Annotated in this window: 14 protein-coding genes and 2 tRNA genes; 12 read left to right on the top strand and 4 right to left on the bottom strand. The window is 66.5% G+C overall.

Annotated features, from left to right (window positions below; translation table 11 throughout):
• Positions 1-102: 102 nt before the first annotated feature.
• Positions 103-1,485, top strand: coding sequence for a nucleotide 5'-monophosphate nucleosidase PpnN (gene ppnN, locus ACJQWL_RS04175; RefSeq protein WP_330967578.1), 1,383 nt, complete (start codon positions 103-105; stop codon positions 1,483-1,485).
• 45 nt (positions 1,486-1,530) lie between these two features.
• On the opposite strand, the gene ACJQWL_RS04170 is transcribed toward ppnN, so the two are convergent.
• Positions 1,531-2,571 (bottom strand): sensor histidine kinase, encoded by a 1,041-nt coding sequence (locus ACJQWL_RS04170; RefSeq protein ID WP_330967579.1) that lies wholly within the window; start codon positions 2,569-2,571, stop codon positions 1,531-1,533.
• Positions 2,572-2,725: 154 nt separating this feature from the next.
• Between ACJQWL_RS04170 and ACJQWL_RS04165 the strand changes: the two genes are divergently transcribed.
• The 6 genes from ACJQWL_RS04165 to ACJQWL_RS04140 are packed head-to-tail and all read left to right on the top strand — an operon-like array spanning position 2,726 to position 9,088.
• Positions 2,726-3,322 carry a GspH/FimT family pseudopilin gene (locus tag ACJQWL_RS04165; RefSeq protein WP_330967580.1) on the top strand — a complete coding sequence of 199 codons (597 nt, stop codon included), beginning with the start codon at positions 2,726-2,728 and terminating at the stop codon, positions 3,320-3,322.
• 14 nt (positions 3,323-3,336) lie between these two features.
• Entirely contained in the window at positions 3,337-3,819 is a 483-nt protein-coding gene (gene pilV / locus ACJQWL_RS04160; RefSeq protein ID WP_330967581.1) for a type IV pilus modification protein PilV, read from the top strand.
• A 1-nt stretch (position 3,820) separates the two neighbouring features.
• A complete protein-coding gene (locus tag ACJQWL_RS04155; protein WP_330967582.1) occupies positions 3,821-4,819 on the top strand; it encodes a PilW family protein in 999 nt (332 codons plus the stop codon).
• Positions 4,816-5,361: a pilus assembly PilX family protein gene (locus ACJQWL_RS04150; RefSeq protein ID WP_330967583.1), complete on the top strand. Its 546-nt coding sequence runs from the start codon at positions 4,816-4,818 to the stop codon at positions 5,359-5,361. The genes ACJQWL_RS04155 and ACJQWL_RS04150 overlap by 4 nt, the downstream gene beginning before the upstream one ends.
• Before the next feature lie 11 nt (positions 5,362-5,372).
• Positions 5,373-8,630 (top strand): pilus assembly protein, encoded by a 3,258-nt coding sequence (locus ACJQWL_RS04145; RefSeq protein WP_330967584.1) that lies wholly within the window; start codon positions 5,373-5,375, stop codon positions 8,628-8,630.
• A gap of 14 nt (positions 8,631-8,644) precedes the next feature.
• Positions 8,645-9,088 carry a type IV pilin protein gene (locus ACJQWL_RS04140; protein WP_330967585.1) on the top strand — a complete coding sequence of 148 codons (444 nt, stop codon included), beginning with the start codon at positions 8,645-8,647 and terminating at the stop codon, positions 9,086-9,088.
• A gap of 87 nt (positions 9,089-9,175) precedes the next feature.
• Here the strand turns inward: ACJQWL_RS04140 and ACJQWL_RS04135 are convergent.
• Both ACJQWL_RS04135 and ACJQWL_RS04130 read right to left on the bottom strand, forming a co-directional pair.
• Positions 9,176-9,252: transfer RNA gene (locus tag ACJQWL_RS04135), tRNA-Asn, on the bottom strand.
• Between the two features lie 69 nt (positions 9,253-9,321).
• The gene (locus ACJQWL_RS04130; RefSeq protein WP_330967586.1) at positions 9,322-9,858 is read right to left on the bottom strand and encodes a GspH/FimT family protein; all 537 of its coding nucleotides are present in this window, start codon (positions 9,856-9,858) and stop codon (positions 9,322-9,324) included.
• Positions 9,859-10,009: 151 nt separating this feature from the next.
• On the opposite strand from ACJQWL_RS04130, the gene uvrB reads away from it, so the two are divergent.
• The 3 genes from uvrB to ACJQWL_RS04115 all read left to right on the top strand — a co-directional run bounded on the left by uvrB (position 10,010) and on the right by ACJQWL_RS04115 (position 12,823).
• A complete protein-coding gene (gene uvrB, locus ACJQWL_RS04125) occupies positions 10,010-12,070 on the top strand; it encodes an excinuclease ABC subunit UvrB (protein WP_330967587.1) in 2,061 nt (686 codons plus the stop codon).
• A gap of 82 nt (positions 12,071-12,152) precedes the next feature.
• Entirely contained in the window at positions 12,153-12,668 is a 516-nt protein-coding gene (gene lysM, locus ACJQWL_RS04120) for a peptidoglycan-binding protein LysM (RefSeq protein ID WP_330967588.1), read from the top strand.
• Between the two features lie 80 nt (positions 12,669-12,748).
• Positions 12,749-12,823, top strand: a tRNA-Val gene (locus ACJQWL_RS04115).
• Positions 12,824-12,891: 68 nt separating this feature from the next.
• On the opposite strand, the gene ACJQWL_RS04110 is transcribed toward ACJQWL_RS04115, so the two are convergent.
• Positions 12,892-13,302, bottom strand: a complete 411-nt coding sequence (locus ACJQWL_RS04110) for a hypothetical protein (RefSeq protein ID WP_330967589.1) — start codon at positions 13,300-13,302, stop codon at positions 12,892-12,894.
• A gap of 39 nt (positions 13,303-13,341) precedes the next feature.
• Here ACJQWL_RS04110 and ACJQWL_RS04105 point away from each other — a divergent pair, with 39 nt between their 5' ends.
• Both ACJQWL_RS04105 and ACJQWL_RS04100 read left to right on the top strand, forming a co-directional pair.
• Positions 13,342-13,713 (top strand): MGMT family protein, encoded by a 372-nt coding sequence (locus ACJQWL_RS04105; RefSeq protein ID WP_330967590.1) that lies wholly within the window; start codon positions 13,342-13,344, stop codon positions 13,711-13,713.
• Positions 13,714-13,788: 75 nt separating this feature from the next.
• Positions 13,789-14,421 carry a rhomboid family intramembrane serine protease gene (locus ACJQWL_RS04100; protein ID WP_330967591.1) on the top strand — a complete coding sequence of 211 codons (633 nt, stop codon included), beginning with the start codon at positions 13,789-13,791 and terminating at the stop codon, positions 14,419-14,421.
• Positions 14,422-14,518 lie beyond the last annotated feature (97 nt).

The raw sequence follows: 14,518 nt of genomic DNA, 5'->3' as shown, positions 1-14,518 counted from the left end.
TGGGGCAGGGCAACGGCCGGGGGAAACCCCGGCCGTTTTCCTTTGTGTACGCCGGTGGTTAGAGTCACCGGCTCCGAAACGAAAGAACAACGAGAAAACCGGATGTCAGCAGCCGTCACGTCGCGCCTCCCCACCGTCAATGCCAGGATCTACCCGCGGGGTGGCCTGGATGTCCTGTCCCGCGACGAGGTTGCGCGCCTGCGCGATGTTTCCACGGGAATGCACGACCTGCTTCGCCGATGCGCGCTCGCGGTGCTGACCAGCGGCAGCACGTCCGACGACCCGCGCGCGGCGCAGGAGCTGTATCCGGATTTCGATGTGCAGGTCGAACAGCAGGACCGGGGCCTTCGCATCGACCTGAAGAACGCTCCGGGCACCGCCTTCGTTGACGGCGAGATCATCCGCGGCGTGGCTGAACTGCTGTTCGCGGTGGTGCGGGACCTGGCGTACACGGCGATCGAACTAGACGGTGATGCGGGGGGGCGGGACCTGTCCACCAGCGCGGGCATCACCGACGCGGTGTTCGACCTGCTGCGCAACGCCCGCGTGCTGCAACCGGCCGATCCCAACCTTGTGGTGTGCTGGGGCGGGCACTCGATCAACCGCGACGAGTACATGTACACCAAGGAAGTGGGTTACCAGTTGGGCCTGCGCGCGCTGGACATCTGCACCGGCTGCGGTCCCGGCGCCATGAAGGGGCCGATGAAGGGTGCGACCATCGCCCATGCCAAGCAGCGGGTCCGGCGGGGTCGCTACGTGGGCGTGACCGAGCCGGGAATCATCGCCGCCGAGTCGCCCAACCCGATCGTCAACCACCTGGTGATCATGCCGGACATCGAAAAGCGCCTTGAGGCCTTCGTCCGCATCGGACACGGCATCATCGTGTTCCCCGGTGGCGTCGGCACCGCCGAAGAGATCCTCTACCTGCTGGGCATCCTGCTGCGCGAGGAGAATGCGACGGTTCCGTTCCCGCTGATCCTGACCGGCCCCAGCAGCTCGGCGCCGTACTTCGAGCAGATCGACCGCTTCCTGCGGCTGACGCTGGGCGAGGCGGCGACCTCGCGCTACGAGATCATCATCGGCGACCCGCCGGCCGCGGCGCGCCGGATGGCCGCCGGGATCCGCAAGGTTCGCGAGCACCGGCTGACACAGCGCGACTCGTTCTTCTTCAACTGGTCGATCGACATCCCGCTGGAGTTCCAGCAGCCGTTCGTGCCCAGCCACGAGGCGATGGCGGCACTGGACCTGCACCACGGCCGCAAACCGTCGGAACTGGCCGCGGACCTGCGCCGCGCGTTTTCGGGGATCGTCGCCGGCAACGTAAAGGAGGACGGCATGCGCCGGATCGAGGCGCACGGGCCGTTCGAGATCCACGGCGATCCCGACATGATGCAGTCCCTGGACGCACTGCTGCGCGCATTCGTCGAACAGCGCCGGATGAAGATCGCCGGGCAATACCAGCCCTGCTACCGGGTCGTGGCCTGACACCGGGCCCCATGCCCGAGGGCGCACTGGCGCCGAGCCGGCGGACTAAGTGGACGGGTGGCGTGGGATGCGCACGGTGGCCTCGTAGCGCCCGTCGACCTCGCGGGTGGTGAGCCGTCCACGGCCATCGGTCAACGCTTCGATGCGCGCACGCGAGGACCGCAGCCCGACGTGGTGCCCTTCCCGCACGGCGGCAGACCCCGTGGGGCCCGGCAGGGGATTGGTGACGGTCACGACCACACCGTCACCGTCGTCGATCACCGATACCGCCACCTCGCCACCGCCCGGCACGCGCTCGACGCCATGGCGGATGGCGTTCTCGACCAGTGGCTGGATCGACAGGGCGGGCACGGCCACATCGGGGAGGGAGTCCGGCAGCAGCCACCGCACCCGCAGCCGGTCGCCGAACCGCAACGCTTCGATCTCGAGGTAGCGGCGCGCCAGGGCCAGCTCATCGGCCAGGGGTATTTCCCGCGGACCGCCCAGGGCCGCGCGAAACAGGTCGGCCAGGTCAACCAACAATCGCTCGGCGTCCCCGGGGCGCTGGTGCACCAGCGCGGCCCCCGTATTGAGCGTGTTGAACAGGAAGTGCGGCCGGATTCGTGCCTGCAGCGCCTCCAGCTCCGCCTGCTTGGCCCTGACCGCCAGCTGCCGGGCGCGCCAGTGGTTCTGGAACGCACCCAGGCCGAGCGTCCCGACCACCAGGATGATGCCGGTCAGGCGCGCGACCAGGCTTGCCCATCCTCCGGGCGTCAGGGACCAGGCCTCGCCCATCAGCCACCATGCCAGCGCGCAGACCAGCCATGTGTTGAGCACCAACAGCGCCAGTGCGAGGTAGGCGACCCGCAACGCGCGCGTGTGCGACAGGCCGTGGCGCAACAGGTAAAGCGAGCCCAGGGTGAGCAGGGCGATCCATTCGATGGCCATTGCCGCCAACCCGAAATACACCGCCCGGTCAGCGGTGACGCCCGGCGCGAGCGCCAGTACCGTCGCCAGGCCCAGGCCGCCCAGGACCACCCAGATCAGGGTAGGCGCCTGCCACAGGCCATCCAGGGGGTGGGATCGGGGCGCGATGGGGGCTGCCATGGCGGAATCCGCTGCGCGGCGCTCCATGATGCCGCATTCGCAAAGGTGCGGTCTCGCCACCGCCCGCGCCGGCATACCGGCCGTCCATCGGGCATTGCTGGATCACAGGGGTAGGGAGCCGTACGGTAGTCAGGCCAAACCATGGGAGGGGTCAATGCAGCACGTGGCAATAGTAGTCCACCCGGACGCCCAGCGACGTTCCGCGCGCGCGACCTCAGGCTTCACCCTGATCGAGCTGCTGGTCGCGATCGCGGTGCTCGCGATCATGATCGCCTTGGCGGTTCCCAGCTTCACGGGGCTCATCAACGGCAACCGGCTGACCGCCAACTCCAACGAGATGGTCGCCTCCCTGCAGCTGGCCAAGATGGAATCGCTGCGTCGCAACCTGCGCGTAGCTGTTTGCGAGAGCGATGATGGCGCCACCTGCACCGACGGTGACGAGTGGGGCCAGTGGATCACCATCGCCGACTCCAACCGAGATGGCACGTACGACCAGGTATTGCGCGTGAGCGTTGTCGAACAGCCGGTGCAGGTGCGGGCCGCCGACACGATCACCGGCAACGGCAACCGCATCGAGTTCCGCGCCGATGGCATGGCGCGGGCCGCCGATGGTGCGCTGCTGGATGCGCTGGTCAGCGTTTGCCTGCCCACGACCCAGCCGCCCCAGAACGAGCGCCTGGTGGAGCTGGCATTCGGTAGCCGCATCAACAGCCGACGCAGCGACGCCGGCGGCGCGTGCGTCGCTCCATGAACGGACAATTGAAGATGGGCAACACAATTCATTCGCGTCAGCGCAGCATCAACGTCTCCCGGGCGTCCATCCGCGGGGCGGGCCTGATCGAGGTGCTGGTAGCCGTGCTGATCATGGCGATCGGCCTGCTCGGCATCGCCGCAATGCAGGCAACGGCGCTGCGTAACAGCCAGAGTTCCCTGGAGCGGAGCCAGGCGGTGGTGCAGAGCTACAGCATCATCGATGCCATGCGTGCCAACCGCGTGGTCGCCCTGGCGGGCGGCTACAACATGGGCATGACCTGCGCCCCTCCGGGTGGAGGCGGCAGCCTGGTGGCCAACGACCAGGCCATTTGGATCCGCGACCTGCAGGACACCATGGGCAGCACCGCTTGTGGCGAAGTCGTCTGCAACGCGGGCAACTGCACCGTGACGGTGCAGTGGGACGACAGCCGTGCGGGGCCCCAGGGCGCCACCGGCGATACCGAGCAAGCCGTAGAAACCCAGACCCGGATCTGACATGACACGCAAATCGACCAATCGCAACACCTACCAGAGCGGCCTGGGTCTCGTCGAACTGATGGTGGCGCTCGTGCTGGGCCTGCTGGTAGTCGGCGCGGCCATCGGCGTTTTCATGTCCAACCGCCAGACCTATACCGCCACCGAGAGCCTGGGGCGCGTCCAGGAGAACGCCCGCGTCGCGTTCGAGCTGATGGCGCGCGACCTGCGCGAAGCCGGTGGAAACCCCTGCTCAAGTCGCCTGCCCATTGCGAACGTGCTGGAGAACCCCACGAGCACCTGGTTCACCAACTTCGGCGACGGGATCCGCGGAGTCGAGGGCGCGTTTGCACTGGAGGAGCCGGGCAATCGGGTGGCAGGCACCGACGCGGTCGAGCTGATGTCCGGCGAAGGCCGGGGTGTCACCGTCGCGAGCCACAACCCCACGGCCGCCGCGTTCCACCTCAATACGCCAGACCACGACCTTGTGGTCGACGAGGTGCTGCTGGTCTGCGACAACCGTCAGGCCACGATCTTCCAGATGACGGGGCCCAGCGCGACGAATGCGACCGTCGTCCATAACACCGGCACCGGGACCGTTGGCAACTGCACCAAGGCGCTCGGAGTGCCGGTGAAGTGCGCTTGCACGGGCAGCCCCACCAACCTGTGCAACAACTACGAGTACGGTGAGAACTCGCAGATGGTCCGGCTCAAGGCGGTTCGCTGGTTCATCGGCGAGAACCCGGCCGGTGGGAACTCGCTCTATCGCAGCGTCCTGCGGAGGGGCGTGATGGGGCCCCCGGAAGAGATCACCGACGGCGTCGAGGACATGCAGATCAGTTACCTGCTCCCCGGGGCAGCAACGTATGTCGCCGCCGGTGCGGTGGGCACGCGTTGGGGCGAGGTGCTTGCCGCACGGATCGAACTCGAGCTGGAAGGTGAAGACCGCGTCGGACTGAACGGCGAAGTGATCGGCCGGCAGCTGGTCCACATCGCGACCCTCAGGAACAGGAACGCATGAACATCCGCATGATCCGCGCCCCGAAGAAGCAATCCGGCGCCGCCCTCATGGTGGTCCTGATCCTGCTGTTGGTGATGACCCTGCTGGGTCTGGCCAGCCTGCGCGGCACGCTGATGGAAGAGCGCATGAGTGCCAACCTGCTTGATCGGAGCCTGGCGTTCCAGGCTGCGGAAGCCGCCCTCCGGGAGGGCGAGGCGGCCATCCTGGCCAATGGTCGCGCCGGTTTTCCGGTCATCGGGTCCGGAGGCTGCAACGGCAACCTCTGTGACCAGCCGACCCAAGCGGAGTTGGAGGCCGGTTACGTGCCGCGCGCCGACCGCAACGGCGCGCACTGGGGTGGCGCCCTTGTGGATGTCGGCGACGTGGCGATCCAGCCCGAGTTCTTCATCGAATACATGGGCGAAGCCCCCAGCTGGCCGCGTTGCGACAGTGAAATCCCGCAGCACCCGAGTTGCCTGAAGCCCCGTTACCGGGTTTCGGCCCGTAGCACCGCCGCCGACCGCGCCCAGGTCGTGCTGCAATCCAATCTCGCCGGCTCTTGATGGAGGCCGACATGAAATCCCCCGCAGTGAAATCTCCCAGCCGTCGCAAGCTGCCGCACCTGCTCAACGGGGTGACGCTCGCCTTCTTTGCGACGCTGCTTGCCCTGCCGGTCCAGGCCGCTCTGACCGTCGACAATGTGCCGCCGCAGTCCGGCAACGGAGTGCTGCCCAATATCCGGTTCATCCTCGACGATTCCGGCTCCATGACCTGGGAACGGATGCCGCAGAATGGCAACCGCGACAGCGGTGGCTTGGCCAATACGATCCAGAACCGGTCGTTTGCGTTCAACGCGATCTACTACGATCCCCGCATCACCTATCAGGCCTGGACGACGGCGGATGGGACCCGGATGACCGGTGGCATGTCCTACGACGCCGCGTACGCGGATTTCAGCAAGGTGGGTGGGGGGACCATCAACCTCTCCGACACTGGCAGTTGCCAGTGGTCGAGGCAGAACGGACAGTGGTTCCAGGTATGTGGCGGCGTGCAGACGTTCTACGTGCCGCGGGACATGAGCCGCACGGACTCCACCTACCTCAACAATGCGGCGAACTTCTTCCGCTACCAGATCCTGCAGGACCTGCGGGTCCGCCGATGCGATCGCGTGGGAACAGGCTGGGGCAATTGCAGCGATGCCACCCCTACGGGTCGCTCGCCGGCTGACGAGCGTCGGAACTTCGCCATCTGGCAGTCCTATCACAGCACGCGCATGAAGGTGGCCAAGGGCGGCTCGGCGGATGCATTCGCACGCCTGGACGGCGGCAAATACCGTGTTGGTTACGACAGCATCTGGAACCGTGAAGAATTCAATATCCCGGTTGATTCCAGCAACGGCGTCTTTACCGGCACCAACAAGAGCACATGGTACGCCCGGCTTTTCAACGCAGAGGGTAGCGGTAACACCCCCTTGCATGGGGCTCTCCAGAGGGCGGGCCAATATTTCTCAGATGGCAGTTCTGGCGGCCCGTACGGCGGGCTCACGGATGGCGATGGCAATCAGTATGCCTGCCGCCAGAACTTCTCGATCCTGACGTCGGACGGCTACTGGAACAACTTTTCCGGCGCCACCGACTCGGGAAACTCCGACAACACGCAAGGTGAGCTGATTTCAAAACCCGAAGGCTCCAGCTACCGGTACACGCCATCCACGCCGTACATGGACAGCAATAGCAACACGCTGGCCGATATGGCCATGCGGTTCTGGAAGCAGGACCTTCGCCCGGACATGGATAACATCGTCCCGGTTTCATCCGCCAACCCGGCGTTCTGGCAGCACATGGTGACCTTCGGGATTTCGATCGGGCTCCGCGGCACGCTGGACCCCGATACCGATCTTCCGCGACTGCTGGCCGGAGACATCAACTGGCCCAATCCCATGGACGCCGAGAACCAGGAGCGCATCGACGATCTCTGGCATGCCGCGGTCAACGGCCGGGGCGAGTTCGTTGCGGCGACCGATCCTGCCGCCTTCGCCTCGGGACTGGAAGAGGCCCTGGCGAAGATCTCGGAGCGTACTTCGTCGAGCTCGAACGTGGCTGCCAACAGCACGACGCTGAGCACGAACACGAAGCTGTTCCAGGCTCGCTACATCGGTGGGCAATGGACGGGTGAACTCCAGGCGTTCGCGGTCACGAGCGGGGGCATCAACGAAAACCCGCCGCTATGGGAAGCATCCGACGGGATCCCGGGTTACACGACCCGTGACGTCTTTACCCACAACGGCACCTCGGGAGCGAGTTTCCCCACCACCGCGCAGCAGACGGCGCTGGCGTACGGCAGCAATACCGGAGCTGCGGTCGCGAACTACCTCAAGGGCCAACGCTCCGGCGAGCAGCGCTTCGATGGCGGCGTCTTCCGAAACCGCAACAGCCTGCTGGGAGACATCATCCACAGCTCCCCGGTGTACTCGGCCGACAGCAACACGATCTTCGTGGGTGCCAATGACGGCATGCTCCACGCGATCGACGCCGACACCGGGGCTGAGAGGTTCGCCTACGTACCGGGCTCGCTCGACATGGCCCGTCTGCGGACCCTGAGCCAACCGTCATATCCCCACTATTACTTCGTCGACGGTCCGATCGTCGTTTCCAACAAGCGCCAGACGCCCGGCAAGAACATCCTGGTGGGAACGCTGGGACGTGGCGGTCGGGGTGTCTATGCGCTGGATGTGACCGACCCGGACTCCTTTGGCAACGCGGACGTCGAGTGGGACGTCAGCAACATCGCGGACCTCGGCCACGTAACCGGCGAGCCCTTCATCGCGAAACTGAATAACGGACGCACGGGTGTGGTGATCGGCAACGGCTTCAACAGCGACAGCGATCAGGCGGTATTGCTGGTCCTGGACCTCGCCGACGGCTCCGTCATAGCTCGCATTCCCACCGGTGGAAGCCTCAACAACGGCCTTTCCGCACCCCGCGGCTGGGACCAGGACGCCAGCGGCACGGTCGATTACGTCTACGCCGGCGACCTCCAGGGCAACCTCTGGAAGTTCGACCTGACCGCGACCAACAGCAATAGCTGGGGGGTTGCGCTGGGAACCAAGACCAATCCCCGCCCGCTGTTCATTGCCACCGACGATGACAACAAGCGCCAGCCGATCACCGGTGGCGTGACGATCGGCATCGACCCGGCGACCTACAAGCAGTGGGTGTTCTTCGGCACCGGCAAGATGATCGAGCCTGGTGACCCGGCCGATCGTTCGGTCCAGAGCATGTACGGCATCATCGATGACGGGGATCGGGTCGCTGATCGCGACACTTCCCTGGTCGAGCGCACGACATCGGCGGTGGGGACCATCGCAGGTCGGACGGTCCGGTCATTCGAGTCTTCCAGCGTGCAGATGCCGGCGGACAAGGACGGCTGGTACATCGACTTCGCCCCCCCGGCACCCGGCACTGCGCAGGGGGAGCGCATCATCGGCGATCCGGCAGTGGTAGCGAATGTGCTGCTGTTCTCCAGCATCATTCCCGATGCCAATCCGTGCCTCCCTGGTGGTGAGGGCTTCCTGAATGCCTTGAACGCTTTCACCGGTGGCAGCGTCCCGGACCACTTCTTCGATGTGGACGGGGATGGCCAATACACCGACGACGAGGTAGGTGGCAACGCAGTTGGCTCCGTTAACACCGGAGTGGGCATGCCCACCGACGGCCTGCTCATCGAGAAGATCATTGGCGTGGGCGGTTCCGGCGGTAACACCGGTTCGGTAGGCGTCAACAACCCAGCTGCGTCGGGCCGCGTGTCCTGGCGTGAACTCGTGACGGATTGACCATGACCAACCCAATGAAGCCAGACCGCCTCCACACCCAGGCGCCGCACCGGCGGCACGTCCGGGGTTTCACCATGATCGAGCTGATGATCACGGTGGCAATCATCGCGATCCTTGCAGGTCTTGCAGTCGCCAGTTACGACGCCTCGGTGACCAAGTCGAGGCGCTCAGCGGCGGCCGCCTGCCTGATGGAACGTGCCCAGGCGATGGAGCGCTACTACACGATCAACCTGACTTACGTGGGGGCGCCCGACCCCCCGGCCTGCGGCCCCGACATCTCACCGGACCATTACACGGTGGCGTTCACGGCGGTACCAACGGCCACCGCTTTCTCCCTGGAAGCCGTTCCCCAGGGCGGCCAGGCATCCAAGGATGGAAAGTGCGGGACGCTTACCCTCGACGCTCAGGGCACCAAGGGGATCGATGGCGGGACCGCGGACGCCGACTACTGCTGGTAACAGTGCGCCACGGGTGGACCGACTGCACCCGGCGCCATCAAGAAAAAAGGGCCGCGGAATCCGCGGCCCTTTCTTGTTCTTGAATACTGGCGCCCGAAGTTGGACTCGAACCAACGACCCCCTGATTAACAGTCAAGTGCTCTAACCGGCTGAGCTATTCGGGCGGGGGCGCATATCGTAAGGGTGGCCCCGGGCAGGGTCAAGCAGGCCGCCGCCTCGCGGCCAGCGCGTCGCTATTGATAGGCGCACTGATCTGCGGCTGCGGCGGTTGGGCGCCCGCTGCGCAGGTGTCCGGTATTGGCCATGACCAGCGTGATCGCTTTCCTCGGGCCTCGCTTGTCGCACAGGGTGAAGGTCACGTTGGACCCCGCCGTGCTGCCCCCCGGCTGGAAGACCAGGCGAGCACGGCCACGGGTGGACCGCAGCCTGACCCCGCCCTCCAGTGCGGCCTCCCTGCGAATGAGTGGCTCGTGGGGCCCGCGCTGGCGGCTCCCGTCTATGTCCGCGAACGACATCCAGCCTACGCTCCAATCCGGGTCCCCCGTGCACGAGAGCCCGTCGAGCGAGGGGCAGGTCACGACCTCCGCGCCACCCACCGTTGCGTTGCGCATGGCGTCCAGCAGGGTGGTGGCGATCAGGCTCCGGGCCTTCCCGGCATGCGCGGCGGAGACCGCGTGGCTCATCGCGGGGACGGCGACGGCCAGCAGCACGCAGGCCAGCCCGAGGGCGATCAGCGCTTCTATCAACGTGAATCCCCTGCGGCACTTCATGCGACATCCCTGTCATGGAACGACGCGCAGGGTGCGTCAATCGATGCCAAGGCGATATCGGGGGCTGGGGGCCGGAGGGGTAGGGAAAGTCCGCGCGCGGCCCCATCTATCCGGCCTCGCTACACTGCTCTGTCCACCCAGGCCGATGCCCATGAACGACAGCACCCCGCCCCAGCCCGGCAGACCCGTAGTGGAAGAAGGGCGGTTCCAGCTCGTCTCCCCCTACCAGCCCGCCGGCGACCAGCCGGCCGCGATCGAGCGGCTGGTGAAAGGGTTCGAGGGCGGGCTGGCCCACCAGACACTGCTGGGCGTGACCGGTTCGGGCAAGACCTACACCATTGCCAACGTCATCGAACACGTGCAGAAGCCGACGCTGGTGATGGCGCCCAACAAGACCCTGGCCGCCCAGTTGTACGGCGAGTTCAAGTCGTTCTTCCCGAACAACGCGGTCGAGTACTTCGTCAGCTACTACGACTACTACCAGCCCGAGGCATACGTGCCTTCGAGCGATACGTTCATCGAGAAGGACAGCTCGGTGAACGAACACATCGAACAAATGCGCCTGTCCGCCACCAAGGCACTGCTCGAGCGCCGCGACGCCATCATCGTGTGCACCGTGTCGGCGATCTACGGGCTGGGAGACCCGAACGAGTACTTCCGGATGGTGCTGCACATGGTGCGCGGCGAGCGCATCGACCAGCGCGAGCTGATCCGTCGCCTGACCGAGATGCAGTACAGCCGCAACGACACCGAGTTGCGGCGCGGCACCTATCGCGTGCGGGGCGAGGTGATCGACGTGCACCCGGCCGAAAGCGACGACGAGGCGATCCGGATCGAGCTGTTCGATGGCGAGATCGAGTCGGTCACCGCCTTCGACCCGCTCACGGGAGAGGCGCTGCGAAAGCTGCAGCGCTACACCATCTACCCCAAGTCGCACTACGTGACCACGCGCCGCACGGTGCTTGATGCCGTGGATGCGATAAAGGACGAGTTGAAGATGCGGCTGGAGCAGCTGTACTCGGCCAACAAGCTGGTCGAAGCGCAGCGGTTGGCGCAACGCACCCAGTTCGACCTGGAGATGCTGGCCGAGGTGGGGTACTGCAATGGCGTGGAGAACTACAGCCGCCACCTGACCGGGCACATGCCCGGCGAGCCGCCGCCCTGCCTGTTCGACTACCTGCCGCCCGATGCGCTGCTGGTCTGCGACGAGTCGCACGTGACCGTTCCGCAGATTGGCGCGATGTACAAGGGCGACCGCTCGCGGAAGGAAACGCTGGTCGAATTCGGCTTCCGGCTGCCCTCGGCGCTGGACAACCGGCCGCTCAAGTTCGAGGAGTGGGAGGGTCGCTCGCCCCGGGCGATATTCGTCTCCGCGACGCCGGGCCCCTACGAGCTCGACAAGTCCGAGGGCGAGGTGGTCGAACTGGTCGTGCGGCCGACCGGCCTGATCGACCCGGTGGTCGAGATCCGTCCCGTTGCGACGCAGGTCGATGACGTCTTGGGCGAGATCACCGAGCGCGTTGCCATGGGCGACCGCGTGCTGATCACCACCCTGACCAAGCGGATGTCCGAGAACCTGACCGAGTACCTGGGCGAGCACGGGGTCAGGGTGCGCTACCTGCACAGCGACATCGACACCGTGGAGCGCGTGGAGATCATCCGCGACCTGCGACTGGGAAAATTCGACGTACTGGTGGGCATCAACCTGCTGCGGGAAGGCCTGGACATGCCGGAGGTCTCGCTGGTGGCCATCCTGGACGCCGACAAGGAAGGTTTCCTGCGCTCGGGCGGGTCGCTGATCCAGACCATCGGCCGCGCCGCCCGCAACGTGCGTGGCAAGGCGATCCTGTATGCGGACCGGGTCACCAACTCGATGCGCAAGGCGATCGACGAAACCGACAGACGCCGCGCCAAGCAGGTCGAATACAACATTGAACACGGGATCACCCCGCGCTCGGTCATCCGGCCGGTGGTGGACATCATGGAAGGCGCACGGGCCGACCCCGACTCGGCAAAGGGCAAGGGCCGCGGCAAGGGCCGCAAGGCCGCCGAGCCGGCGGTCGACTACGCGACGCTGGCACCCGCCGAGGCCGCCGTCCGCATCAAGGCGCTGGAGCAGCAGATGTACAAGCACGCGCGTGACCTGGAGTTCGAGGAGGCCGCCGCGGTACGCGACCAGATCCGGCAGATCAAGGACATCGCATTGCACTGAGGGCGGCGCGGGCGGGCAGGGATGACCGCCCCGTCACGGCCCGGGTGCGAGGGTCGCGGTTCCCCCACAACGGAGACGCCCCATGGGTATGTTCGACTTCATCAAGGATGCGGGCGCCCGCATCTTCGGCCGTGACCACGACCGTAGCGCCACCGATTCCACCAAGCCGCTCAGCACCCACCTGCGTGAGCACGGCATCGACCCCGACGGGATCCGGTTCCGGTTCGAGGGCGACACCGTGGTGATGGAAGGCACCGTGCGCGACCAGGACACCCGCGAGAAGGCCGTGCTCATCGTCGGCAACGTCGAGGGCGTTGGCCGGGTCGACGACCGCCTGAGCATCGGCGCGCCGGGTTCGAACGTCGGATACGCGGGCGGCTCGGCCGGGCAGTCCCACGCGTCGGCCGGCAGCCCGGGCGGCGAATGGACCAGCAAGACCTATACGGTCGAATCCGGCGACACGCTGTCGGGCATATCCAAGAAGGTCTACGGCGACGCCGGCCAGTACAACCGCATCTTCGAGGCCAACAAGCCGATGCTCAGCGACCCGGACAAGATCTATCCCGGCCAGGTCCTGCGCATCCCGCCGCAGGCCTGACGCGGGCTGGCAGGCAGTTGCCGGCCGCCCGCGCGCGGGCTACACTTCGCGCCCTTCGCCGGGTATGTCTGCCGGCGGATGGGCGGTTAGCTCAGCGGTAGAGCACTACCTTGACATGGTAGGGGTCACAGGTTCGAACCCTGTACCGCCCACCAGACATCGAAAAGGCCGTCCCTCGCGGGGCGGCCTTTTTTAGTTGTCCTGCCCGCGCCGCCCGCGGCGGTCAGAGCAGGTCGCCGCCCGCCGACAGCATCCGCTCCATGCGATCGCCCAGCCCGCCGATCTCCAGCACCAGCCGGTCGATCTCCGCGCCGTCAAGACCGTCGTAGGGGCGGTTCTCGCACAGTTGCAGGTAGGGCACGCCGTCCATGTCGCCGATGGCCAGGTAGCCCACCCGGCTCTGCCAGTTGAAGACCAGCGAGCGGCGCGCATCCAGCCCGGTGGTGGGGGCGACGGCAGTGCTGACGCGCAGGTAGGGCCGGCCGTCGTCGTCGTCAAGCTCCGACAGGAAGATCGCCTGGTGCCGCGTGCCCTTCTCGAGGGATAGCTCGATGCAGAGCACCTCGTCCTCCTGCATGCGGATCTGGAAGCCGGCGGACTTGATGTGCCTGCGGATGGATTCGAAATTGCGCACGGGCGGCTCCACTGGGGGCAGGCCCGTATCCTAACCGGCATGGCCCCCACCCACGACTCCAGCGATGCGCGCCCCTGCCCATGCGCCCGGGAGCGTGTCCTAGAGGCCGTGCGAGCCATACCGCCAGGCCAGGTGGCGGGCTACGGGGAGGTCGCACGCAGGGCCGGTCTGGACGGTCGCGCCCGCTGGGTGGCGCGTTTGCTGTCGCTCAACGAAGACCCTGGGCTGCCATGGCATCGCGTGCTGCGTTCCGACGGCCGCATCGCCCTCCCAGAGGGCTCGGACGGCTACCGCGAGCAGTGCCGGCGCCTGCGGGCCGAAGGCGTGCGCATCGAGAACGGACGGGTGCGCGGCCAGCCCGCGGCCGCCAGCGTGGACGCGCAGATTTGGGGGGCGCCGCGAGCCCGGTAGGGCAGGGCAGGCTGCGGTCAGGTGAAGCGGTGGCGGGTGCCTGCCGCTACCATGTCGCATCCCCCGGGAGTTGAAATGTTCTCCAATCTTCCGCCCGTTACGCGGGCCCTGTTGATCGCCAACGGCGTCGCATTCCTGTTGCAGCTGGTCCTGGAGCGGACCGCGCTGGGCCCCCTGATGCTGTGGCCGCTGGGCGACGGTTTCATGCCGTGGCAACTGGTCACCTATGCCTTCCTGCATGGCGATATCGCGCACCTGCTGTTCAACATGCTGGCGCTGCTGATGTTTGGCGCCCCGGTGGAACACACCTGGGGGCCCAAGCGCTTCCTGACGTTCTACTTCGTCTGCGTGGTGGGCGCCGCGGTGTGCCAGCTCGCGGTAGGCGCCTGGACACTGTCGCAGGGTGGGCCCGCGTATCCGACGTTGGGCGCGTCGGGTGGCGTCTTCGGCCTGCTGCTGGCCTACGGCATGCTGTTCCCACACCAGCGGGTGATGCTGCTGATCCCCCCGATTCCGATGAAGGCGCGCACGCTGGTGATCGTCTACGGCGCGATTGCGCTGCTGCTCGGGTTTACCGGCCTGCAGCCGGGCGTTGCCCACTTCGCCCACCTGGGGGGCATGCTGTTCGGCTGGTTGCTGATCCGCTACTGGCGCGGCCATCCGCCCTTCGGCAGGCGTAAGCCGCCGCGTCCACGCATCGTGCGCTGACCGGGGCCGGCCATCGCCGGGTCCGCCTCCTGCAGTCCGATGGCCTCACCCGGAATGGCGGCTTGCAACCCCCACGCGAAGGCCCGTCGTCCGGTGA

The sequence above is a fragment of the Novilysobacter viscosus genome, from assembly GCF_046600715.1.
In the GTDB taxonomy this organism is placed as follows: Bacteria; Pseudomonadota; Gammaproteobacteria; order Xanthomonadales; family Xanthomonadaceae; genus Lysobacter_C; species Lysobacter_C viscosus.
The sequence above is the reverse complement of the archived record's forward strand: the minus strand, read 5'-3'. Positions and strand labels throughout refer to the sequence as shown.

What these genes read in the sequence shown, in the direction of transcription:
- ppnN (WP_330967578.1), top strand. Translation starts at nt 103, where the DNA reads ATGTCAGCAGCCGTCACGTCGCGCCTCCCCACCGTCAATGCCAGGATC.
- ACJQWL_RS04170 (WP_330967579.1), bottom strand. Translation starts at nt 2,571, where the DNA reads ATGGCAGCCCCCATCGCGCCCCGATCCCACCCCCTGGATGGCCTGTGG.
- ACJQWL_RS04165 (WP_330967580.1), top strand. Translation starts at nt 2,726, where the DNA reads ATGCAGCACGTGGCAATAGTAGTCCACCCGGACGCCCAGCGACGTTCC.
- pilV (WP_330967581.1), top strand. Translation starts at nt 3,337, where the DNA reads ATGGGCAACACAATTCATTCGCGTCAGCGCAGCATCAACGTCTCCCGG.
- ACJQWL_RS04155 (WP_330967582.1), top strand. Translation starts at nt 3,821, where the DNA reads ATGACACGCAAATCGACCAATCGCAACACCTACCAGAGCGGCCTGGGT.
- ACJQWL_RS04150 (WP_330967583.1), top strand. Translation starts at nt 4,816, where the DNA reads ATGAACATCCGCATGATCCGCGCCCCGAAGAAGCAATCCGGCGCCGCC.
- ACJQWL_RS04145 (WP_330967584.1), top strand. Translation starts at nt 5,373, where the DNA reads ATGAAATCCCCCGCAGTGAAATCTCCCAGCCGTCGCAAGCTGCCGCAC.
- ACJQWL_RS04140 (WP_330967585.1), top strand. Translation starts at nt 8,645, where the DNA reads ATGAAGCCAGACCGCCTCCACACCCAGGCGCCGCACCGGCGGCACGTC.
- ACJQWL_RS04130 (WP_330967586.1), bottom strand. Translation starts at nt 9,858, where the DNA reads ATGAAGTGCCGCAGGGGATTCACGTTGATAGAAGCGCTGATCGCCCTC.
- uvrB (WP_330967587.1), top strand. Translation starts at nt 10,010, where the DNA reads ATGAACGACAGCACCCCGCCCCAGCCCGGCAGACCCGTAGTGGAAGAA.
- lysM (WP_330967588.1), top strand. Translation starts at nt 12,153, where the DNA reads ATGGGTATGTTCGACTTCATCAAGGATGCGGGCGCCCGCATCTTCGGC.
- ACJQWL_RS04105 (WP_330967590.1), top strand. Translation starts at nt 13,342, where the DNA reads ATGGCCCCCACCCACGACTCCAGCGATGCGCGCCCCTGCCCATGCGCC.
- ACJQWL_RS04100 (WP_330967591.1), top strand. Translation starts at nt 13,789, where the DNA reads ATGTTCTCCAATCTTCCGCCCGTTACGCGGGCCCTGTTGATCGCCAAC.